Source organism: Rhizomicrobium electricum, from assembly GCF_011762045.1.
Taxonomy (GTDB): Bacteria; Pseudomonadota; Alphaproteobacteria; order Micropepsales; family Micropepsaceae; genus Rhizomicrobium; species Rhizomicrobium electricum.
The window spans coordinates 304,598-326,756 of the sequence record NZ_JAASQS010000004.1 but is presented as its reverse complement, the minus strand read 5'-3'; the positions used below and the strand labels follow the sequence as shown (position 1 = coordinate 326,756).

The 22,159-nt window shown below is 62.6% G+C and carries 16 protein-coding genes and 1 tRNA gene; 2 read left to right on the top strand and 15 right to left on the bottom strand.

The window, feature by feature from the left end; genetic code table 11:
• Nucleotides 1–28: 28 nt before the first annotated feature.
• The 10 genes from FHS84_RS09635 to FHS84_RS09590 form a co-directional block, all read right to left on the bottom strand.
• A complete protein-coding gene (locus FHS84_RS09635; protein WP_208393785.1) occupies nt 29–775 on the bottom strand; it encodes a COG4705 family protein in 747 nt (248 codons plus the stop codon).
• A 134-nt stretch (nt 776–909) separates the two neighbouring features.
• Nucleotides 910–2,199, bottom strand: a complete 1,290-nt coding sequence (locus FHS84_RS09630) for a NupC/NupG family nucleoside CNT transporter (RefSeq protein ID WP_166933456.1) — start codon at nt 2,197–2,199, stop codon at nt 910–912.
• A gap of 376 nt (nt 2,200–2,575) precedes the next feature.
• Nucleotides 2,576–5,608, bottom strand: a complete 3,033-nt coding sequence (locus tag FHS84_RS09625; protein ID WP_166933454.1) for a TonB-dependent receptor — start codon at nt 5,606–5,608, stop codon at nt 2,576–2,578.
• A 268-nt stretch (nt 5,609–5,876) separates the two neighbouring features.
• Nucleotides 5,877–5,952, bottom strand: a tRNA-Lys gene (locus FHS84_RS09620).
• A 121-nt stretch (nt 5,953–6,073) separates the two neighbouring features.
• Entirely contained in the window at nt 6,074–7,228 is a 1,155-nt protein-coding gene (gene rodA, locus FHS84_RS09615; RefSeq protein WP_166933452.1) for a rod shape-determining protein RodA, read from the bottom strand.
• 2 nt (nt 7,229–7,230) lie between these two features.
• Nucleotides 7,231–9,117: a penicillin-binding protein 2 gene (gene mrdA, locus FHS84_RS09610; protein WP_166933450.1), complete on the bottom strand. Its 1,887-nt coding sequence runs from the start codon at nt 9,115–9,117 to the stop codon at nt 7,231–7,233.
• Nucleotides 9,117–9,644: a hypothetical protein gene (locus tag FHS84_RS09605; RefSeq protein WP_166933448.1), complete on the bottom strand. Its 528-nt coding sequence runs from the start codon at nt 9,642–9,644 to the stop codon at nt 9,117–9,119. Before FHS84_RS09605 ends, mrdA begins: the two co-directional genes overlap by 1 nt.
• A gap of 8 nt (nt 9,645–9,652) precedes the next feature.
• Entirely contained in the window at nt 9,653–10,681 is a 1,029-nt protein-coding gene (gene mreC / locus FHS84_RS09600) for a rod shape-determining protein MreC (RefSeq protein ID WP_166933446.1), read from the bottom strand.
• Between the two features lie 52 nt (nt 10,682–10,733).
• Nucleotides 10,734–11,774 (bottom strand): rod shape-determining protein, encoded by a 1,041-nt coding sequence (locus FHS84_RS09595; protein WP_166933442.1) that lies wholly within the window; start codon nt 11,772–11,774, stop codon nt 10,734–10,736.
• Between the two features lie 91 nt (nt 11,775–11,865).
• A complete protein-coding gene (locus tag FHS84_RS09590; RefSeq protein WP_166933440.1) occupies nt 11,866–13,422 on the bottom strand; it encodes a 2-isopropylmalate synthase in 1,557 nt (518 codons plus the stop codon).
• 556 nt (nt 13,423–13,978) lie between these two features.
• Here FHS84_RS09590 and FHS84_RS09585 point away from each other — a divergent pair.
• Together FHS84_RS09585 and FHS84_RS09580 are read left to right on the top strand one after the other, a co-directional pair.
• Nucleotides 13,979–15,661, top strand: coding sequence for an ABC transporter permease (locus FHS84_RS09585; protein WP_208393784.1), 1,683 nt, complete (start codon nt 13,979–13,981; stop codon nt 15,659–15,661).
• Between the two features lie 95 nt (nt 15,662–15,756).
• Nucleotides 15,757–17,052: an ABC transporter ATP-binding protein gene (locus tag FHS84_RS09580; RefSeq protein ID WP_166933436.1), complete on the top strand. Its 1,296-nt coding sequence runs from the start codon at nt 15,757–15,759 to the stop codon at nt 17,050–17,052.
• Between the two features lie 251 nt (nt 17,053–17,303).
• Here the strand turns inward: FHS84_RS09580 and FHS84_RS09575 are convergent, their stop codons facing one another.
• From FHS84_RS09575 to FHS84_RS09555, 5 genes are all read right to left on the bottom strand, one after another.
• A complete protein-coding gene (locus FHS84_RS09575) occupies nt 17,304–17,702 on the bottom strand; it encodes a GFA family protein (RefSeq protein WP_166933433.1) in 399 nt (132 codons plus the stop codon).
• A 57-nt stretch (nt 17,703–17,759) separates the two neighbouring features.
• Nucleotides 17,760–18,509 (bottom strand): hypothetical protein, encoded by a 750-nt coding sequence (locus FHS84_RS09570; RefSeq protein WP_166933430.1) that lies wholly within the window; start codon nt 18,507–18,509, stop codon nt 17,760–17,762.
• A gap of 62 nt (nt 18,510–18,571) precedes the next feature.
• Nucleotides 18,572–19,276, bottom strand: a complete 705-nt coding sequence (locus FHS84_RS09565) for a hypothetical protein (RefSeq protein WP_166933426.1) — start codon at nt 19,274–19,276, stop codon at nt 18,572–18,574.
• Nucleotides 19,277–19,527: 251 nt separating this feature from the next.
• Nucleotides 19,528–20,871, bottom strand: a complete 1,344-nt coding sequence (locus FHS84_RS09560) for a M28 family peptidase (protein WP_166933424.1) — start codon at nt 20,869–20,871, stop codon at nt 19,528–19,530.
• A 314-nt stretch (nt 20,872–21,185) separates the two neighbouring features.
• The gene (locus tag FHS84_RS09555) at nt 21,186–21,908 is read right to left on the bottom strand and encodes a hypothetical protein (protein WP_166933422.1); all 723 of its coding nucleotides are present in this window, start codon (nt 21,906–21,908) and stop codon (nt 21,186–21,188) included.
• Nucleotides 21,909–22,159: the final 251 nt, after the last annotated feature.

Genomic DNA, 22,159 nt, shown 5'->3' with positions numbered 1-22,159 from the left:
TTAGCAGCCGCGGCGCCCCGTGCCAGCGCTAGGGCGATGACGGCCGGCCGGCCACGCCGGCACGCTGCGGTATCAGCACGATCAGGACGAGCATGACGCCTCCGATAACAGCCGTGGCCAGTGGCCGCGACAGGGCGAGCCCGCCCTGGTCGAGCGGCTTATCGAAGAAATCGCCGACCGTAGCGCCAAGCGGGCGCGTGAGGATGAACGCCGCCCAGAACAGCGCCTCGCGTGACAATCTGGTGGCGTAGAACGCCGCTGCCAAACCCGCGAGACCGGCGGCGAACACGGCCGCAGCTCCGAGATAGCCCAGGCCCGATGAGTCGGCCATCCAGTCGCCCAACGCCGTGCCCAGCGTTTGCGAGAACGTGATGGTGAGCCAGTAGAATGCCTCGACGCGAGGCGTCTTCACCGTCGCGACGGCCACGTTTCCCTCGACCCGGTACCACAAGAGCAAGCTGGCCAGAACGCAGGCCAGCAGCACCGATGTCCCGCCGGCATAGCCGATCCCGAGCGAACGGTCGGCAAAGTCGGCCATCGTCGTCCCGGCGGTCGTCGACGCCACGATGGCGGCCCAATAGAGGAATGGATGAAACCTGCGGGCCGCGATCTGCAATCCCACCAGCAGCAGAAGAGGCCCAACAAAGATCAGGCTGCCGGCGAGATAGCCCATGTCCCACGTCATGGTGACCGTATCGCCGCCGGTCTCGCCCAAAGTGGTCGCCAGAATCTTGATGATCCAAAAACCGAGCGTGACCGCCGGAACCTTACTCAAGACTCTGTCGTTCGCCACGTAACCAGTATTCCGGAATCAGGAGGGAGGACGACGCGCATAACCGGGCGCCCGATGCACCTTCATCGTGCAATCAGATCATTTTGTCGTGCAGGCTTGCTGTTCGCAAGCCGGTTTCAGCCCGGCAATCCCAGGATCGACGCGGGAACGGCGCCGACAATGGCGGCGGACAGGCACGTGGCGAAGAAGCCCGCCAGCATCGCCTTGCCGACCATTTTGATGATCTCGTCGCGACGCTCGGGCAGCAGCACCGAGAAGCCGGCGAGGTTGATGCCGACCGAGGCGACGTTGGCGAAGCCGCACAACGCATAGGTCATGATGATGCGGGTGCGCTCCGTCAATTCGGCCGCGGGAATGGCGCCGAGTTTGATGAAGGCGGTGAACTCCGTCAGCATCATCTTGGTGCCGAGCAACTGTCCGGCCGGCAGGATTTCGCTCGGCTGGATGCCGAGGCACCACGCCACCGGTGCGAAAACGTAGCCGAGCACGCGCTCGACGCTGACCGGCGCGCCGCCGACCGGCGGCAGGGCCCCGAGCATCGCATTGACCAGGGCAACCAAGGCGACGAACACGATCAGGCAGGCGGCGACATTGACGGCGATCTGCATGCCGTCGCTGATGCCCTTCATGATCGCGTCCATCGAACTCGAATAGGTGCGTTCGTTGAGCGCGACCTTTTCCTGCTCCGCTTCCGCTTTGGGGTCGCGCGGCACGAGAATGCGCGCCAGGAGAATGCCGGCCGGCGCCGAGATGATCGAGGCGGTCAAGACATGGGCTGCCGCGCCCGGCAGCACGCCCGACAGGATCGTCACATAAGCGACCATGGTCGAGCCCGACACGCAGGCCATGCCGACGGTGATGAGCAGGAACAGTTCGGACCGCGTCAGCCGGTTGAGATAGGCGCGGATGACGATCGGGCCTTCGACCTGCCCCATAAAGATCGTGGCGGCGGCGGCAAGCGCGGTGGGGCCGCGCAGGCCCATGGTACGCGAGAAGATGAAGCCGAAGGCCTTGGTGATCCACCTGAGGATGCCCCAGTGCCAGAGCAACGCCGCCAGCGTGCAGACCAGAAGGATCACCGGCAGCACGCGGAAGCCGAATACGAACAAGGCGCCGGCATTGGTGAGCGGATAGGGCTGGTCGCCGGCGCCGCTCAGAAACCCGAACACGAAGGCGACGCCGGTCTGGGCCGACTTGGCCAGGCCGTCGAACACCGAGCCGAAACTGGTAAGACCGGCGCGGATCGCCGGAACGCCGAACAGCGCCAGCACCAGCGCCACCTGGACGCCGATAGCACCAATCACCAGCAGGAAGGGAAAGCGGCGGCGGTTCTCGGAGAACAGCCAGCAGAGCAGGATGATAAGAACAACGCCGGCGAGACTCTGCAGGTTAAGCGCACTCACCATGCCCGGAACTCCCCCGTTTGGCTGTGTCAAAATTACGGCCGCTCCACACACCTGCGAAACGGCCCGCCGTCAATCGCCTTGATGACGCGGCCGTTGGTTACCCGTCGCAAGCGCCGTCGCCAAGACGCGGAAAGCGCAGGCATTCCCTCGGTAGCGGCGGCCGTCCGGCCGGACGAAGAAGTGGTGGATCAAGCCGCAGACACGAAGCCCGTGACGCGGCGGCAAGCTGGCATTTTTGCCACAGATCCTCGTCCCCGGAGTGCCGGCAACGGACGGCGGATCGGATAAAAAAACTCCCCCCGTGGTGTCACGGGGGGAGCAAGTGAGCAAAGCGTCTGTGCCTGGGAGGGCCTCATAGCTTTGCCGTGTCAGAGGACTACCAGTTAGCGCGGAAGATCAGCGAGATCTTCTGGTCGGTATCGATCCAATCGTATCTCGGATGATAGTTGGTATTGCCAACGTCAAGAACCGTCGTGGCGTTCATGAGGTTGGTGGCCTGGACACCCACTTTGTAGTGATCCAGGAAGTCATAGAAGACCGACGCGTCGAGTTGACCGTAGTTCTCCTGCCAGATCGGCGCATTCGCATTGGCGGCCGAACTGGTCATCAGATACTTCGAACGCCAGTTATAGGCCAAGCGGAAATCGACGCCGTACTTCGCATACAACAAGGCAAGATTGGCGCTATCGTTGGACATGCCTTCGATCGGCAGACCGGTGATAGAGTGGTTGCTGACCTGCGCGGCTTCGTTGACGTTCTGGACCGCGTTGCCGCCGCCGTGATTGTAGATCTTGGTGTAGTTGACCTGCAGGCCAAGACCGCTCCAGGCGCCCGGCAGCATGTCGAAGAACTGCTGGTATGCCAGTTCGAAGCCTTCCACCGAACCCTTGCCGCCGTTTTGCGTGCGGGTGACATAGAAGGTCAAGGGAGCGCCGCTACCGCCGGCCGCAGTATTCGGCGCGATGGTTTCGGGATTGGTTTCGGTCAGGAAGTAGCCCGCCAACGTCTTGTGGAAGATCGCAAACGTCAGGCTGCCGGTGGACGAGAAGTAGTACTCGAGGCTGGCATCATACTGCTGCGCCTTCATCGGCTTCAGGTTCGGATTGCCGCCACCAGCCGTGAACGGCTGATCGGCGCGATACAAACCGCCGGTGGAATCGTAGTTGAAGACCAGCGACGTGTAGTTCTGCGTGAACGAGAAGTCCGGACGGACGATCGCCTGAGAATACCCCGTGCGGAACTGCAACTGATCCGACAGATGCGCCCGGAAGTTAAAGCTGGGCAGCACATTGAAGTACGTGTTCTTCGACGGAGCAGTCGTAACGACCGTTCCACCGGCGCCGCTGTTTCCGACGAACGCGTTCGTCGCGTTGTAGCCGGAGCAATCGGCGACCCAGCAGCCGCCATTGCTGGACGGATAGAAGACATAGCCGGCACCGACGGAGTCTTCGGTCGCAACAAAGCGCACGCCGATATTGCCATCGATCGGAACATCAGCCCCGAGGAAGGTGTCGTGAGCAAAGTTGGCGCTGATGTAACCCGCGTGGGTGATTTCGCCTTGGTGGTTGATGCCGCCGCTGACGTTATCGCTCTTCGGATCGCTCGCTTCGTATACCGCCTGGCACTTGTAATCGACGATGCCTTTGCAGGCCGCCGAATGCTGGTCCGCATACGGAACCCAAGAGCCGAGATCGCCCTTGACCGTCGCGAGCAGCTTGGCCGAGTCGCGGGTGTCCTTGCCCTGAAGCGAAGACGCTTTCACCAGCCACAGATCCGGCAGGCTATTATCAAAGATCGAGCCGAAACTGCGAAGGGTCATATGATCCTTCATGGAGGCGTCGTCGGCAAACTTGACATGGTTTGCCATAACGTCCTGACCACCGAACCAGGGCTCGTAGCTGAGCGGATTCCAGTTGTAGCCGGTCTGACGCGTGATCGCCACTTTGTCTTCACGGCGGTAACCGGCCTCCAACGACTTGACCACGCCGAACAGACCATTACCGGGGAACTTGTAGGTCGCATCGATGCGGCCTGCCCAGTTGTGGGCGTAGTTGTTCTCGAGGTGGTCCATCGCCGCGCCGAACGCGTTGTTCTTGGGATTGGCGAGGTTCGCCTTTTCGGCGTCGGTATACGTCATCACCGGCGTGTGGCCCGTCAAATTAACGACCGGGTTGTACACCGGCGCATTCGGAAACACCGTGTAGAATACGCCATTCCAGGACGAATTTTGCGACGTCCAGCCGTTGTAAATGGCATTCATGTAGACGGACATGCTGCGCGTATAGGCGCGGGATTCCGCATACTGAAGGTCGGCCGTGATTTCCAACGCGTCGATCGGAGTGTATTTGACGTTCAACGAATAGTCGGCGTTCGTATTGTGATGCTCGCCGACGCGGGTATCGTTGCCGCGCATCTCCAGGTTCGGCAGCGTGCCACCGGTCCAGGTGCCGTCGCTCGCGAAGGTGTAGCCCGACGAATACGTCCCAGGCAGAAGGATGCTGCCCTTGTACTCGCCTTCGTGCGGCTCGGCCTTGGAGTAGATGCCCGTCAGGGTGATTTCCAGCTTCTCATTCGGGCGATACTGAAGCGTCGCATCAAACGCCGTACGCGACTGCGTCCAGTCGATCGTGCGCCAGTCCAGAGTTTCGTTGCCCAAGGTCGAGGCGGGAATGTACCCCTTCTTGCCGCCGGGAAGCGTCACTTCCGCGCCGTAGGGCTCGCCGACGCTCCAGCTGCTGGTGCGGTTCTTCTGCACCTGATAGTCGACCGAGAGCAACGCACCGAATTCGCCGATCTTGGTTTCCCAGCGGTCGCTGACCAGCACGTTGACGGACGGTGTGGCGGCATCCGCCAGCGCACCGTAGGTGACGTCTGCGGAAGCCGCGATCTTCAGACCGTCCTGATCGAACGGCTTGCGGGTACGCAGATCGACAATGCCGCCGACGCCGCCTTCGATCATCTTGGCGTCCGGATTTTTGTAGACGTCGACGCCAGCCATCAGGTTCGCCGAAATATCGGCAAAGCTCAGCGTACGGCCGTTCGCGGCGGAGAACGTGTCACGCCCGTTGGTCAACGCGGAAACCCACGCCAGACCGCGGATGAACACGCCGTTACCGGTGCCGCCGAAGCGGATCGGATCACGCAGAGAGTCCGTGCGTGTCAGCTGCACGCCAGGAACGCGCTGCAAGGCTTCGGCCACGGAACGGTCCGGCAGAGCGCCGATATCGACGGCGGTGATCGAATCCACCACCTGATCGGACTTCTGCTTGATCGCCTGCGCCGACTGCAAGCTGGCACGGATACCGGTGACCGTCACCGTTTCCATCATCTCTTGCGCGAGCGATGGGCCGCTTAATGCGACTATCGACAATGCGGACACGCCGCAAAACAACAAGTTCTTCCTGTTCACGATCCCCTCCTGAATTCCATTCACAATCAAACACGAAGGCCGTCAGCCGCATGCGATGCGCCCGACGACAACGTTGTCAAACGCTAAATGACAACGTTGCCATTGGGAAGGGTAAAACCCAGACAGCGCTTACAATGAGACGGAACGTTGTATTTTTGCCCCAATTAAGCCACAGATCGGTAACCGGTGGCTACTTCCGCTAACCGGTGGAAACGGCACGGCTTTCCAGGGAAAACCGCCGCGATGCGGTCGATCGGGAAGGGATAAGTGGTGGGTGATACAGGACTCGAACCTGTGACCCGCTGATTAAGAGTCAGCTGCTCTACCGCCTGAGCTAATCACCCACGAAGGAGGCGGGCGTATAGCAGGTGGATTCCACCCTGTCCATGCGCGAGTTTCGCAAAAATGCCACGCCCCCAAGGATCCTGGGGGCGGATCGACGCGGCCCCGCAACAGGTTGAATTTTCAGATGATTCCCGTGGAGTGCCGGGGGATTTCCACCTGCCGGTGGACGTGGACCGAAAGCAGCAGCCCGAAGCCGAACATCACCGCCAGCAAAGCGGTGCCGCCGTAGGAGATCAGCGGCATCGGAATGCCCACGACGGGAATCAATCCCATCACCATCAGGCCGTTGATCATGATGTAGAAGAAGAAGTTGAGCGTGACGCCCATAGCCAAAAGCCGGCCGAACTGACTCCTCGCGCTCATCGCAATCTGGACGCCGTAGCCCAGCACCACGCCGAACAGGATCAGCATGGCGATGCAGCCGACAAAGCCGAACTCCTCGGCGAAGTTGGTCCAGATGAAGTCGGTCTGCTTTTCGGGCAGGAAGTTGAGCCGGCTTTGGGTGCCCTGCAGGAAGCCCTTGCCGGCCGCCCCACCCGATCCGACCGCGATCTTGGCCTGGGTGATGTTCCAACCGGCGCCGAGCGCGTCCGATTCCGGGTTCAAGAAGGTCATTACCCGCGCCTTCTGGTAATCGTGCAGCACAAACCGCCACGCCACCGGTACCGCTGCGGCAATGACCCCGATGCTCGGCAGGATCCACCACCACGACAACCCCGCCAGGAACAGCAAGGCGCAGCCATCCAGGACGATGATGATGGTGGTGCCGAGGTTGGGCTGGATCGCCACCAGCGCCGCCGGCAAGCCGATCATGATCAGCGGAACCAAGAGCTTGAGCGGCGTGGAGACGTCCTCGACGCTCTGGCCGTGCAGGAACTTGGCGAGCGCCAGGATGATGGCGATCTTCATCGGCTCGGACGGTTGCAGCTCCAGCGGGCCTAAAGACAGCCAGCGCTGGGCGCCCAAATGGGCCATGCCCATCAATTCCACGCCGAGCAGCAGCACCAGCGACACCGCATAGAAGGGATAGGCGATGTTGAGCCAGACGCGGATATCGACCATCGCCACCACGATCATCATGGCGAAGCCGAGGATGAACTTGATCGCCTGTTTGGAGGCCCACGGATCCCACGAACCGCCCGCCACCGAATAAAGCATCGCCACGCCGACACCGGCGATGATGGTGATGAGCAAGACGAGACCCCAGTTGATCTCGTAAAGCTTGTCGGCCATCGAAATGTGGCCATGGGCGGCGGCGTAAGGACGAAGCGGCATCGTCAGCCCTCCCGCGGCGGCGGATTTTCCGCAGCCCGTATCGGATAGGCGGTCGGCCGCCGCAGCGGATCGCGCTTCTGGGCGAACAACAAGATGTCGCGCGTCGCGGCCACCTGCGGATGCGGGTCCGAATTGTGCTCGACGATGCAGGCGCAGGCATAGCGCGGATTTACGACCGGCGCGAAACCGACGAACAGGCCGTTATCGCGCAGGCTCCACGCAACTTGCGAATTGCTTTTCACGCCGCTCTGGCGTTCGGCCTTGGTGATGACGCGCACCTGGGCGGTGCCGGTCTTGCCCGCCATCTCGAAGCCGGGCTCGGCAATACGCCAGGCGAAGGCCGTGCCGCCGGGTTCGCACACCGCCTGCATGCCCAGACGCACCGCATCGAGCGATTCCTGGGAGAACGGCAGGTCTCCGGGCAGCACCCGCGGCTGCAACACCGGACCGACCTGATGCACCAGACGCGGCGTCACCGCCTTGCCGCTGGCGATGCGGGCGACCATCTGGCAAAGCTGCAGCGGGGTCGCCAGCACATAGCCCTGACCGATACCGGCGCTGAGGCTGTCGCCCTGCTGCCAGGGAACCCCGAACCGCGCGAGTTTCCATGCCGCGCCCGGCATGCAGCCGCCGACCTCGCCCGGCATTTCGATGCCCGTCGGTTCGCCGAGACCGAGCGCCCGCGCGGTCGCTTCCATCTTGTCGATGCCGAGACGGCGCGCCACTTCGTAGAAGAAGATGTCGCACGACACCGCGATGCCGCGATGCAGATCGACGCCGCCGTGGCCGCCTTTTTTCCAGGCCCAGCAATGGAACTCGTGGTTGCCGAGGGTCATCGAGCCGCTGCAATGCACCTGCAGATCGGCGAGACCGTTCTCCATCGCCGCCAGCGCCATCGCCGTCTTGAAGGTCGAACCCGGCGGATAGGCGCCGCGCAGGACCTTGTTCATCAGCGGCTTGTGGTCGTTGTGCAGGAGATCCTGCCAGGTATTGTTGGTGATGCCGACATTGAACAGATTGGGATCGAAGCCGGGGGTCGAGACCAGCGCCAGGACGTCGCCGGTTTCCACGTCCATCACCACGCACGCCGCGCTTTCTTCGGCCAGCCGTTCTTCGGCATAACGCTGCAGATCGCAGTCGATCGTCAGCCAGACATCCTTGCCGGCCGCCGACGGCACCGCCGACAATTCGCGGATGACGCGGCCGTAGGCATTGACTTCGACGCGCGAGGCGCCGGCTTCGCCGCGCATTTCGGTGTCGAACTGCTTCTCGATGCCGCCTTTGCCCAAACGGAATCCCGGCTGGGCCAGCAGCGGATCGTTTTCCTTCTCGACGTCCTTCTGATTGGCCGCCGCCACATAGCCGAGCAGATGGCTCATCTCGGCGCCGTAGGGATAGGCGCGGGTCTCGCCGACATCGGTCTGCACGCCCGGCAGATAAGGCAGGTGCATGTTGATGCGGGCAAACTCTTCCCACGACAGGTTCTCGGCAATCGGCACCTGGGCGAACTTCTTGTTCACGCTGATGTCGTGCAGCACCTTGGCTTTGCGGTCGGGATCGAGCTGGATGATCTTGGCGACGGAATCGATGGCCGTCTCGACGCCCTGGCTCGCCTGTTCCTGCACGATCACGACGCGGTAATTGCGCCGGTTGGTGGCCAGTTCGGTGCCGAAGCGGTCGAGGATGCGTCCGCGCGGCGGAAAGATGAAACGCTGGCTGATGCGGTTGTTTTCCGCGTCCACCATGTACTCTTTGCCGTTGAGGATCTGGAGCTGATAGAGCCGCCCGCCCAGAACGGCGAAAATCCCGCCCATCGCGCCCGACAGCATCAGCGTGCGCCGGGTGAAGCTGGCGTAGCGGCTTTTGTCCTTGCGGTCGAACAGCGGCATCAGAAATCACTCCGCAAGGGACCGACCACTTTGCGATGCGTCCAGCCTAGCAGCGGCAGGACGGCGACGTACATCAGCGAGGTGACTGCGAATTCCTTGATGGAACCCGAAACCGCCATGACTTTCCAGAGATAAAGCGACGTGATCACGTAATGGGCGCAACAGGCGATCAGCGTCGCGGTGGCAAAGCCGAGGATAGCACCCCAGCCCGACAATCCCGCAAAGGCGTCGCGCTGCCGGTCGATCACCGCATAAGTAATGACGAACGAAGCCGACCAGATGCCGATCGGCGCCGGCGACAGCACATCGCTGCCAAGCCCGATCAGCAAAACCCAGCCGGGGCTCATCAAGTCGGGCCGCACTAGACACCAGTAATAGACCGGCATCAGGGCGTAGAGCGGCGACGGGATCCAGCTGCCGAACACGGAGAACGGCAGGTTCGTCAGCGCCACCCCGACCAGGCTGAAAAACACGGGAATGGCATTGGAGAAAAACCGGTTGGGAAGAAAGCCACCCAGGCGTTCCATGGCGGCCCTCACTCGTTTCCGGTGTTGGGGACGTCATTATCCCCGCTGTCGGCGGGAGGCGTGGCAGGCTTTTGCGTCTGGACCGGCGGCTTGAACACGGGCGGCGGCGGCTGCAGCACCGGCTGCGGCAGCAATCCGGCACCCGGCTGCGGCGGCGCGGCCGGTGGCAATCCCGCGGCGGTCACCGGCAACTCCTGCTGGGTCACCGCCGGCGGATGCTCCGGCTTCAGCTTGAAGTCGACGATTTCGACGTCCTGCGCCGTGGTCTGGTCGGCAAACAGGGCGACGCGATAGGTGTTGCCGACCGGAACAATCACCCCGATCGGAATGCCGGCCGGCAGGATGTCGCCGTCGCCGGAGGTCACGACCTGGGCATCGGCCTTGAGCTGCACCCCGCGCGCCAGGGTTTCGATCATCGGCATCGGCGAGTTGTCGCCGGTCATGATCGCCTGATCGGTGTTGGGCTCGATCGACACCGGAATGCGGCTGTTGAGGTCGGTGAGGAGGATCACCCAACTGGTCCGCTCGCCGGTGAGATAGACCCGCCCGATCATGCCGCGCTGGTCGATCACCGCCTGCCCCGGCTTGACGCCATTGGCCTTGCCGGCATCGAGAATGATGGTCTGCAGGAAGGGATGATTGGCGCGTCCGATCACCCGCGCCACCACGCTCGACATCGCCGGATCGGGCACCGCGTGCAGCAGCAACTGATAGCGCTTGAGCCGCTCGTCGAGCACCAAGGCCTTGTTGTGCCACTGTTTGAGACGGGCGTTCTCTTCCTTGAGGCGGAGGTTTTCCTGGTAGACCCAGAAGAATTCGCCGATCGAACTCAGCCACTTGCCGGCCGCTTCCATCGGCGCACGGGTGACCGAAAGCGCCGGTCGCATCCAGTCGGACAGATTGGTGCGGGCATCGTCGAACAACGACGACCGGGCCTTGCCGAACAGGATCAAGGCCACGGCGAGGACGGCAACGACGGTGAGCGGCAGATGGGCTCTGCCGCGCGACCGCGAAATCCTCCAACCGCCGTTACCCATTCCTGCTCCGACGCACGGCCTCCGACCGCTAGCCTATCAGACCGCGAGGCTATCAGAAGGCAGTCGACAGAACGTGCCGCATACCCTTGGTGTTCTCCAGCACCCGGCCGGTCCCGAGTGCCACGCAGGACAGCGGATCATCGGCGATCGAAACCGGCAATCCGGTTTCCTCACGCAACACCTGGTCGAGATTGGCGAGCAGCGAACCGCCTCCGGTGAGCACGATACCCTTGTCGACGATGTCGGCGGCCAACTCGGGCGGCGTCGCTTCGAGCGCGACCTTCACCGCCTCGACGATCTGCCCGACCGGCTCGGCCAGCGCTTCGGCGATGTGCCTCTGGGTAATCGTGATTTCCTTCGGCACGCCGTTGAGCAGGTCGCGGCCCTTGATTTCCAGGGTCACGCCCGATCCGTCCATCGGCGGCGCCGCCGAACCGATTTCCTTCTTGATCCGCTCAGACGAGGCTTCGCCGATCAGCAGGTTCTGATGGCGCCGGATGTAGGCGATGATCGCCTCGTCCATCTTGTCGCCGCCCACGCGCACCGAGCGCGAATAGACGATGCCGCCGAGCGACAGCACCGCCACTTCGGTCGTGCCGCCGCCGATATCGACCACCATCGAGCCGGTCGGCTCCGAGACCGGCAAGCCGGCACCGATCGCCGCCGCCATCGGTTCTTCGATCAGGAACACGCGCCGGGCACCGGCCGACAAGGCCGATTCCTGGATGGCACGCCGTTCCACCGCCGTCGAACCCGAAGGCACGCAAACGATGATCATCGGATTGGCGAACGAACGCCGGTTATGAACCTTGCGGATGAAATGCTTGATCATCTCTTCCGCAACTTCAAAATCCGCGATGACGCCGTCGCGCATCGGCCGAATCGCCTCGATATTCCCAGGGGTACGCCCCAGCATCATCTTGGCGTCGTTGCCGACGGCACGGACCTGCTTCTTGCCTCCTCGATTGATCGTGGCGACGACCGAGGGTTCGTTCAGAACGATACCGCGTCCCTTGACGTAGACGAGGGTGTTCGCGGTTCCGAGATCGATCGCCATATCGCTCGACAGCGCGCCGAGAAGACTGCCGAACATGCTTAACCTGCCATTCCTTTCCCAGCCGGGTACCCAGGCCCCTCAAACGAGCGATCCCGGCTCCGAAGTCCTCCCCGGAGCCGGGCAAAAGTCATTTCGCGACGTTGAGCGCTTCCGGCGCCAGCTTCTTCCGTTTCACTAAGAGCTTGTTGAGTGCATTAACATAGGCGTAGGCGGAAGCCACCAGTGTATCGGTGTCCGCGCCGCGACCTGTGACCGTACGTCCATCCTCTTCGAGCCGGACGCTGACATGGGCCTGAGCATCGGTCCCCTCGGTCACCGCCATCACCTGATAGAGCTGCAGGTTAACGGTATGGGGATAAAGCTCGCGGATGGCGTTGAAAATCGCATCGACGGCGCCGTCGCCGGTTACCTCGATGTGCTTTTCCTCGCCCTCGATGATTAGGGTCATTTCGGCCGACGGCGGGATCCCGACCCCGGTCATGACCTTCAAGGCCTTGACATGAATGAGGTCTTGGGCGCGGCCGATCTCGTCATCGACCAGCGCAACGATGTCGTCGTCGAACACACTCTTTTTCTTGTCGGCCAGCGCCTTGAAGCGGCGGAAGGCGTCCTCGAAGGCGGCGTCGGCCAGTTCGTACCCGAGCTGGCTCAACTTGTCCTTGAAGGCGTGCCGGCCCGACAGCTTGCCGAGAACGAGCTGGGTTTCCTTCACGCCCACGGTTTCGGGGCGCATGATCTCGTAGGTTTCCACGTTTTTCAGCATGCCGTCCTGGTGGATGCCGCTTTCGTGGCTGAAGGCGTTCTTGCCGACGATCGCCTTATTGTACTGGACCGGGAAGCCGGTGACGTTCGAGACCAGCTTGGAAGCCTTCGACAGCAGTGTCGAGTTGATGCCGGTTTCGAACGGCATCAAGTCCTTGCGGACCTTGAGCGCCATCACGATCTCTTCGAGCGCCGCGTTGCCGGCGCGCTCGCCGATGCCGTTGATGGTGCATTCGACCTGCCGCGCTCCCGCCAACACGCCCGCCAGCGAATTCGCTACCGCCAGACCGAGGTCGTTGTGGCAGTGGGTGGCGATCGCCGCCTTGTCGATGTTGGGCACGCGGTTGAACAGCATCTGGATGAGTTCGAAGAACTCCTGCGGTGTGGCGTAACCCACCGTGTCCGGGATGTTGATCGTGGTGGCGCCGGAACGGATCGCCAGCTCGACGCAGCGACAGAGAAAATCGCGTTCGGTGCGGGTGGCGTCTTCGGCGCTCCATTGCACGTCTTCCACCAGATTGCGGGCGTGCGCGACGGACGCGCCGACCGCATCGAGCACCGCGTTGGCGCCCATGTTCAGCTTGTGCTTCATGTGCACGGGGCTGGTGGAAATGAATGTGTGAATGCGCGGCCGTTTGGCGTGCTTCACCGCTTCGGCGGCGCGGTCGATGTCCTTGAACCCGGCACGGGAAAGCCCGCAAACACTGGCGTTTTTAATCCGGCGTGCGATTTCGGATACGGCATCGAAATCGCCCTGGCTGGAAATCGGGAAACCCGCCTCGATGATGTCGACGCCGAGCGCGTCGAGACAATCGGCGACTTCGAGTTTCTCTTCGAAGGTCATGGCCGCGCCGGGCGATTGTTCGCCGTCGCGCAGCGTGGTGTCGAAAATGCGGACTTTGTCGGTTGATGTCGTCGTCATGGCCAATACGTTCCTTCCGTTCACCGCTAAACGCGGCTTCGATCTCTCCTTTCATGCGCTCCCCCTAAACACCCGATGCGAATTCATCCGCATCAGCCGGCGCCTAGGGGCATCTAAGGAGGAGAAGCTCGCAACGCGGCAAACCGAGGGAAGGACGGGGCGTACGCGCGCGCGCAAGCATGCCTGCGGAGAACCCGCAGTCTTCGTCATGCCTGATCACACCTTGCGTCATCGCCGGATCGCCGTTCCGCCCGCCGAGTTATCAGCTCGCTAAACCTTTAACGAATCGCCCTTAAGCGCCTGTGAACAGGACGAGTGGGTCCTCGCTTTGCCGGGCTATTTATGCCGGAACTGTCGCAGGGCGCAAGTCAAACGCCTGTTCCTGCGGCGAAAATTAACCGCCCTCGAAAGCGGCAGAAAAGGGCGGAAAATCGCCGGTTGTGACCGAACTTTCATTTTGCCGATCCCCGCTCCGCGTGGTTACGTGCGCCTCGCGTTCCCGAGCGCTTCCAGCATGAAAATCCTGGCTCCCGTCTCGATCGAGACAAGACGGCTCATGCCGCGTGCGTGGGACGTGCTGGCCGTTCTTATCGTGTTCGGCACCATCGTGCTTTTGGCCGAGGCCAGCCGCGAGCTGCTCGCGCCGCTCACCACCGCAACCGCCAAAACCATCGCCCTCGATCCCAGCAATCTGCCGCATTACGCCTTCCGGACGGCCCTCAGGATGCTGGCGGCAATGGTGTTTTCGCTGTTGTTCACCCTCACTTATGCGACGTGGGCGGCCAAATCCCGGCGGGCGGAAATGCTGCTGGTTCCGCTGCTGGACATCCTGCAGTCGGTCCCCATCCTCGGTTTCATCTCGGTGACCGTGGTATTCTTCCTGTCGCTGGCGCCGGGACGCATCTTAGGCGCTGAAATTGCTGCAGTTTTTGCCATTTTCACGTCCCAGGCGTGGAATATGGCGTTCAGCTTCTACCAGTCCTTGCGGACCGTGCCGCCGGAGCTGACCGAAGCGGGCAAGACGTTCGGCCTCAGCGGCTGGACCCGGTTCTGGCGGATCGAGGCGCCGTTCGGCCTGCCCCAGCTGGTCTGGAACATGATGATGAGCATGTCCGGCGGCTGGTTCTTCGTGGTCGCTTCGGAGGCGATCAGCGTCGGGCCGACTTCCATCGCCCTGCCGGGTATCGGTTCCTATATTCAGACCGCCATCGCCGCCCGCGATCTCAGTGCGATTCTCTATGCCATCGGCGCCATGCTGGTGGTGATCGTGATCTTCGACCAGCTTTTGTTCCGGCCGCTGGTGGCCTGGGCCGACCGCTTCCGCATCGATTCCGAGCCGAGCGACGAGGAGCCGGAAAGCTGGGCGCTGACCATGTACCGCCGCTCCCGCCTGTTCGACGCCCTGTCGCACCCCTTTGCCCGGCTGATGCGCTGGAGCTGGACGTTGAAATCGCCGGTCCGGCCGCGGGCGGTCGCCGTGGAAAGCCATCGGTCGCGGATCGGCGACATCGTCTGGTACGGACTTCTCACCGCCGGTACCGCCTGGGTGACATGGCATGTGGTGCACTTCGTCGGCACCTCGTTCCGCTGGCCGGACTTGCTCGATGCCGGACTGCGCGGCATGGCCACCATGGTGCGGGTGATGGTGCTGATCGCGCTCGCCAGTGCGATCTGGACGCCGCTCGGCGTCTATATCGGCCTGAGGCCGCGGCTGGCGCGGGTGATCCAGCCGGTCGCCCAGTTCCTCGCCGCCTTTCCCGCCAACCTCGTCTTCCCCATCGCGGTGTCGCTGATCGTGGCGTGGAACCTCAATCCCAATATCTGGCTGTCGCCGCTGATGGTGTTGGGGACGCAGTGGTACATCCTGTTCAACGTCATCGCCGGCGCCTCCGCGCTGCCGCGCGAACTGAAAGACGCCGCCGCCAATTTCCAGGTCAAAGGCTGGCTGTGGTGGAAGACGGTCGGCCTGCCCGCCGTGATGCCGTATTACGTCACCGGCGCCATCACCGCCTCGGGCGGATCGTGGAACGCGGCCATCGTCGCCGAAGTGGTAAGCTGGGGCAACAAATCGCTGCACGCCTACGGCCTCGGCGCCTATATCGCGGATGCGACCTCGGCGGGCGATTTCAAGCGCATCGTGATCGGGATCCTCACGATGTGCATATTCGTCGTGATCATCAACCGCCTGTTCTGGCGTCCGCTCTACTGGTATGCGGAACGCAAGTTCCGGCTGGCTTAGGCTTTTTGTTGTCGCGCTTTCGGACGGAAAACCGCCGCTATACGCTGTCGCTAACGGCCCACTTTTCCTGAAAGCGCCTTGGAAGGAGACGAGCAATGGACAATACCGTTCTCCTCGATGTCGCCAATGTGCGCCGCTCGTTTGCGCGGCCGGGCGGCGATCAACTGTTGGTGCTCGACGGCGTCAATCTCACCTTGAAAGAGGGCGAGATCGTCGGGCTGCTCGGCCGTTCCGGTTCGGGCAAATCGACCTTGCTGCGCTTGATCGCCGGCCTCGCCCAGCCGCAAGGCGGCACGCTCTCCTATCTCGGCAATCCGATCGACGGGCCGGCGCGCGGCATCTCGATGGTGTTCCAGAGCTTCGCGCTGTTTCCCTGGTTGACGGTGCTCGAAAACGTGCAGCTCGGGCTCGAAGCCTTGGGCCTGCCGGACAAGGAAATCCGCACCCGCGCCCTGGAAGCCATCGACCTCATCGGCCTCGACGGCTACGAAAGCGCCTATCCGCGCGAGCTTTCCGGCGGCATGCGCCAGCGCGTCGGCTTTGCCCGCGCTCTTGTCGTGCATCCCAACATTCTCCTCATGGACGAACCGTTCTCGGCGCTCGACGTCTTGACCGCCGAAAACCTGCGCACCGATCTGATCGAGCTGTGGCAGCAGAAAAAACTGCCAATCAAATCGATCCTGCTCGTCACCCACAATATCGAGGAAGCGGTGCAGATGTGCGACCGCGCCTTGATCTTCTCCTCCAACCCCGGACGCGTCACCACCGAGATCAAGATCGACCTGGTCCATCCGCGCGACCGCGCCGACCCCAACTTCGAGGACTGCGTCGACCGCATCTATGTCGAAATGACCTCGCGGCGGATCGAACGCCAGCGCAACCTGCCGGCCGTCGGCTTCATTCCCGACGCGCCGATCCATCGTTCGTCCACCAGCGCGCTGGCGGGCCTGATCGAAGCGCTCAACGCGCCGCCGTATCACGGCAAGGCCGACTTGCCCGACATCGCCTCCGACCTGCAGCTCGAAGTCGACGAGCTGTTTCCGATGACCGAAGCCTTGCAGATGCTGCGCCTCGGCGACATGGAAGGCGGCGACGTACGCCTGACGCCGCTCGGCCGGCACTTCGCCGAATCCGAAAATCAGACCCGCAAGGAAATCTTCCAGCGGGCGCTGATCGCCAACGTGCCGTTCGCGGCGCATATCCGCAAAGTCCTGGACGAACGCGCCAGCCACACCGCGCCGCGCCGCCGCTTCATCGACGAACTCGAAGACCGTTTCACCGACGACGCCGCCGACGAAACCCTGCGCGCCGTCACCAGCTGGGGGCGGTATGCGGAACTGTTCTCCTACGACGCGGAGAGCGAGACGTTCAGTTTGGAAAATCCGACGTAGTTTTCGCTCAAACGCCGCGGGGCTCGCGCCACGAGGCGCGGCGGCCGATCGGCCGCGAAAAAATAACTGTCATTCCCGGCCGAGGGATCGAGCGCAGCGAAGATTCCGAGGGGAAGGGAACCCAGGTCCCGCCCCAATGGCTTTCGTTGAAGGAATGGCACTGTGCCAAACCTTCTTCGTCGCGACAACGCTCGCACCTGGGTCCCCTTCCCGTCGCTGCGCTGCGCTTGCTCCGCCGGGGATGACAGGTGTTACTGTTTCTCGTTCCCCGGCAATTCGTGCAGATCGAGCGCCCAAGGCAGTGCGGAGCGGGTCCAGATTTGTTTGTGCGGCTCCAGTTCGCGGCGCTGATCGAGCGTGCCAACGCGCAAGGTGACCGCGGCGAGACTGCCATCGGGGGCGCCGGAATAAATCGGCGAACCGCAATCGGCGCAGAAGGCATGCGCTTTCTGACGCCCCGACTCCGCCGTCTTGATCCAGACTTTCGGCGTGCCGGACAGAATCTTCAGGTCCTTCGCCGCCACCACGACACGATAGGTCGAGCCGGTCAGCTCCTGGCAATCGGTGCAATGGCAGACCAGCACGGCCGCCGGATCGGCCTCGGCTTCGAACTTGATCTTCTGGCAATAACAATGACCGGTGACGTGCATCTCGTTCTCCAAGCCGAAACCGGCCGGCGTTTTACACCATCGGCGCGGGGACGACAGCTAACCCGGTAACTTCGGCAGCGTTTTCTTGATCACGAGCTTGAAATCTGGCACCGAATAGACGGCGAGAAAAGCCGCACCTTTGCTCTCGTAGGAAATGGCGTAGCGATCGGCGCCAATCTGAGTTTGCGAGGTGACGAGGTCGGCATCCAGAAGCTTGACCGGCGTCTTCTCGCCGAGCCGCCACGTGTAGAGTGACGGGCCATCCTTCGCCGTCAATTCGCCGTCCTTATCGGTGTCTTTATCGACTACCTTGAGCACCAGCGCTTTCGCCGCGCTGAAACCGCCGTTGAGCCCGCGCGCCGAGACGACCTGCGGCTCGGCGGAAGCAATTTCGGAAGCATCTTTTGCCGTGGGATCGACCACCGCATCCCAGCTCAGGATGTTGCGGCCGACACCGGAGAAAAGCCACCGTCCGTCACCGGTCTCGGAACTCACCAACAACACATTGGCATTGTAAGGCTCGCGGTAAGAACCTGATCTATTGATGTGCTGCAATCCGTATTCGTTCGGGCTGCCTTCCCAATTGCCGAGCGAAAAAACGAGATCGACTTCCTGCCCACCGCCTGCTTTCAAGAATGCAATCGTACCCGTTGAACGCAGGCGATAGGTGTTGTGCGCCTCCGCCGCGTTCTGCACCGGCGTGAAATGACCTTCCGGCTTTTCATTCTGCCAGGGATGCAGATACCCTACGACGAAACTGGCCGCCGCGATTCCCAGGAGACCAAGCACAGCCAGTGCGATCACCACGGCATTGAACCGCCACACCCAACGGAAAAACCGGTTCTCTTCAGGCATGGCATACTCCTCGGCTAATTCGGCATTCCTTCGATCTTGGTTTTCGACACCAGCGTGAAATCGGGCAGCGCGTAGGTGGCGAGGAAGCCTTCGCCCTTCTCGCGATAGCCGACCTGGTATTCCTTGTTCTTCTGCATCGTGAACCACACCGCATCGGCGGTGAGGAGTTTGACCGGACCCGTCGCCGGGAAGCGGGCGACATACAGCGTCTGGCGGTCGTCGAGCGTCAGGGCGCCGTCGCCGTTGGTGTCCGCCTCGATCACTTTCAACACCACGATCTCGACCGGCACATCGTCGTCGGCCTCGGGCTCGCGCCAGTACCAGCGGCCGGTGAGGACCGTTTCCTGGTTGATGATGGTGCGGTCGAAACCGGCGAACAGCCATTTGTTGCCGCCGGATTTCTTGTCGCTCACCAACAGATTGACGATGTCCGACGTATTCGACGTGGCCGGCACATTCCTGTTCCAGCGCACCAGGCGATAAATCTCGAAGTCCTCGTGCGCCGTATCGGCGCCGATCAGCAAATCCTTTTCGAGTTCATAGCGATAGCTCGGCTTGACCGGAACGCGCGCCGCGGCCGGCGGCGGCACGAAATAATCGCGCAGCGGCCGGTCGATCCGCTCTTTCGAGAACAACACCACGAAGCCGATCACCGCCACGAGCGCGACGAACGCCAGTACCGCATTGATGCGCCACAGAACTTTGAAAAACCCAGCCATCGCACCGTCCCACCACCCGCATCATGCCGAACGGCGCGCGACTTGGCGAGCGGGGCGGCCTACACGAATGGGGATATAGCCTAGATGGGGAAACCTCCCGCATTCTTCAAGGGAGTTTTCGAAATTTCGTCTTCCCTGCGACGCCGTTCGAAGGCCGCCAGACGTATCAAGCACTTGGCCGCGTGCCCGCGCGCGTGACAGCGGCGGACACGCCTGCAAATGGATTGCAGTACCAATGCAACGGCCGGATTTTATTTCGCCGCCGGCACTTTGCGGAAATCGATGTCGGACTCGGCGATCAGGTAAACGAGGCCAGCCCAGACGGCGACGTTCTGCTTCAACCCGTCGGAATCGACCACCGCCAGCGTATCGTCGGCCGAGTGATGATAATCGAAATAGCGCGACGCATCGTTGAGCACGACCAGAACCGGCACGCCCGCCTCTTCCAATCCGTGGATATCGGCTCCGCCGTTGCGCGGCATCGCACGCGACACGATCGTCTTCAGCGGCGCCATTACCTCGTCGAGACCCGGCAGGCCCTGCGGCACGGCCACCATATAGGCGTGATCGCCGCCGAGATCGGCTTCGCCGGCGATGACGAACTTCTCGCCCGCATGCGCCTTGGCATAGGCCTCCGACGAACCGCCGTTCTCTTCCGAGCCCCACCAGACGACGCGAATGGTGCGGCGCGGATGGGCGGGAAGATCGCCGATCAGCTTGGCGGCGGCGGTGGTGATCGCGATCCCGGCGCCGTCGTCGAGCGCGCCGGTGCCCGGATCCCAGGAATCGAGATGGCCGCCGATGACGATCACCTCGTCGGGCCGTTCGCGGCCTTTGATCTCGCCGGAAACGTCGAACGCCACCGCCTTCTGGTCGAGGGAGGATTGCAGTTTCAGCCGTATACGGACGGTCTCGTGGCGGGCCAGCGAGGCCACCAGATCGGCATCGGGCACGCCGAGCGCGGCGCACGGAATATGCGGCCCCGGTCCCCAGGTCGCACCGGTGTGCGGAGCACGGCCGGTTCCGGTCGCGATCGAACGCACCAGATACGCGACGGCGCCGCGCATGGCCGCTTCGGCATCGCCGTTGCGTGCAACCACGGCCGCAGCGTACCCGGAAACGTCCTGGGTGCGGGTCATCGGCTGGTTGACGAGCACGATCTTGCCTTTGAGCGATCCCGGCGGCTGCGCCAGCATTTCGCGATAGGAGCCGAACACAACGACCGGCGCTTCGATGCCGGCTTTCGGCGTCGGCACCGAATAGCCGAGCCCGAGCACCGCAAGCTTCTGCGAATGGGCGCCGACGATCTCGGCGCTTTCGGCGCCGCGGCTCCACGCCGGTTTGACGAAGGTTTCGACATGCACATTGGTGAAGCCGAACGCCGTGAGCTTGGCGACGGCCCAATCGCGCGAACGATTGTAGGCGGCGCTGCCGATCGGCCGCGGCCCGACCTCGGACGTGAGCGTTTCGACGATGGCCCAGGCCGTCGTGTCGGTCAGCGCCTTGTCGCGCAGTTGCACGGCGGTTTCGACCGAACCGGCAAACGACGGCATTACCAGCGCGGCAACAGCGACAAACGCGAACGACCTCAACATTGGCGGTAACTTCCTCTATGTGACCGCCGCGAAGATCGCCCGCGCACCTTCGCACGTCGATACCATAAATGCCGCAGTCGCGTCTTTCTGCCCCCGCGAGCGAACACGATTTTTCAACGCGCACTGAGATCGCGGGGGAAGTGGCGCGAAGCGCCGTAGGGGGCTCGCGAAGAAGTGAATTAGCCCCCTTTCCGGCTGCGCCGGACTTCCCCCACGGTCTACGAACATGTGATGAGAATTTTGCGCCCGCGGGGGCAGAAAATGCAAAAAAGGCGGCGCCGGAGCGCCGCCTTTCGTCGTACGGCAGAAGCCGCTTACTTCGGCGCGGCCGGCAGCTCCACATCCGACAGGAGCTTGAAATCCGGCACCGAATAAGTGGCGGATCGCGTCGCCGGGCCTTTCCGGTAGATCACCACATAGCGGTTTTCGGCGGTCTGGGAGATGGAGACCATCTCGTCCGTGTCGACCAGCTTCTTCGCGGTCCCGAGCTGCTTGGTCCAGGCATAGATCGCTTGCAGCTTGGCCGTTTTGGCCGCGGCATCGGGCACCACCACCATCACCATGCCAAGCACCGGACGCGTATCGGTGGCCGGCGTCGTGCGGGCGACCGCTTCGCCTTCGTAAAGCGCATCACGCATGGTGATGATCTGCTTGTTGTCGGCGAACAGCCAATGGCCGGTGCCGGTCTTCTCGTCCAGCACCATGATGTTGAGCGCCTGCCTCGGCACATAGTTCTCGAACGCCTCCGGCGCTTCGGCGGTCGGGAACGGCATATTGCGGTTGAGCACCAGCACGGTGTTCAGGTGCGGACCATAGATGGTGTCCGGCGTGCCGTAATTCTCCGGCTGGATCGCGACCTGCGCCTTGGTCACCAGTGGCTTGGCGATGGCATGATGATAGCCCAGCAAACTGCCGCGTAACGCAGGCGTCTTGTACAGATGCCAGCCGACGAACGCGATCAGCGCCAGGCAGATGATCGCGACCAGGATCATGTTGAAGCGACGTAATACACGGAAAAACAAGCCGTCTTGCGGCATGATTGATCTCCCCCTTTGTGCGGCGCGGATGCGCTGCAAGCCCCATCGGCGGTGGCCGCCGACCGCAGGAAGATTAGCACGGGGGCGCGACGCCGGTTAGACGGTGCCGATTGGAGGATGTCTAATCTGCGCCAACAAAAAAGGCGGCGCCGGAGCACCGCCTTTTCCGTAATGTCCTGCGTGACAGCCGATCAGCCTTCGCCGCCCGTCTTATCCTTGTCGACCCGGCTTCGCTGCGCTACGCCGCGGCG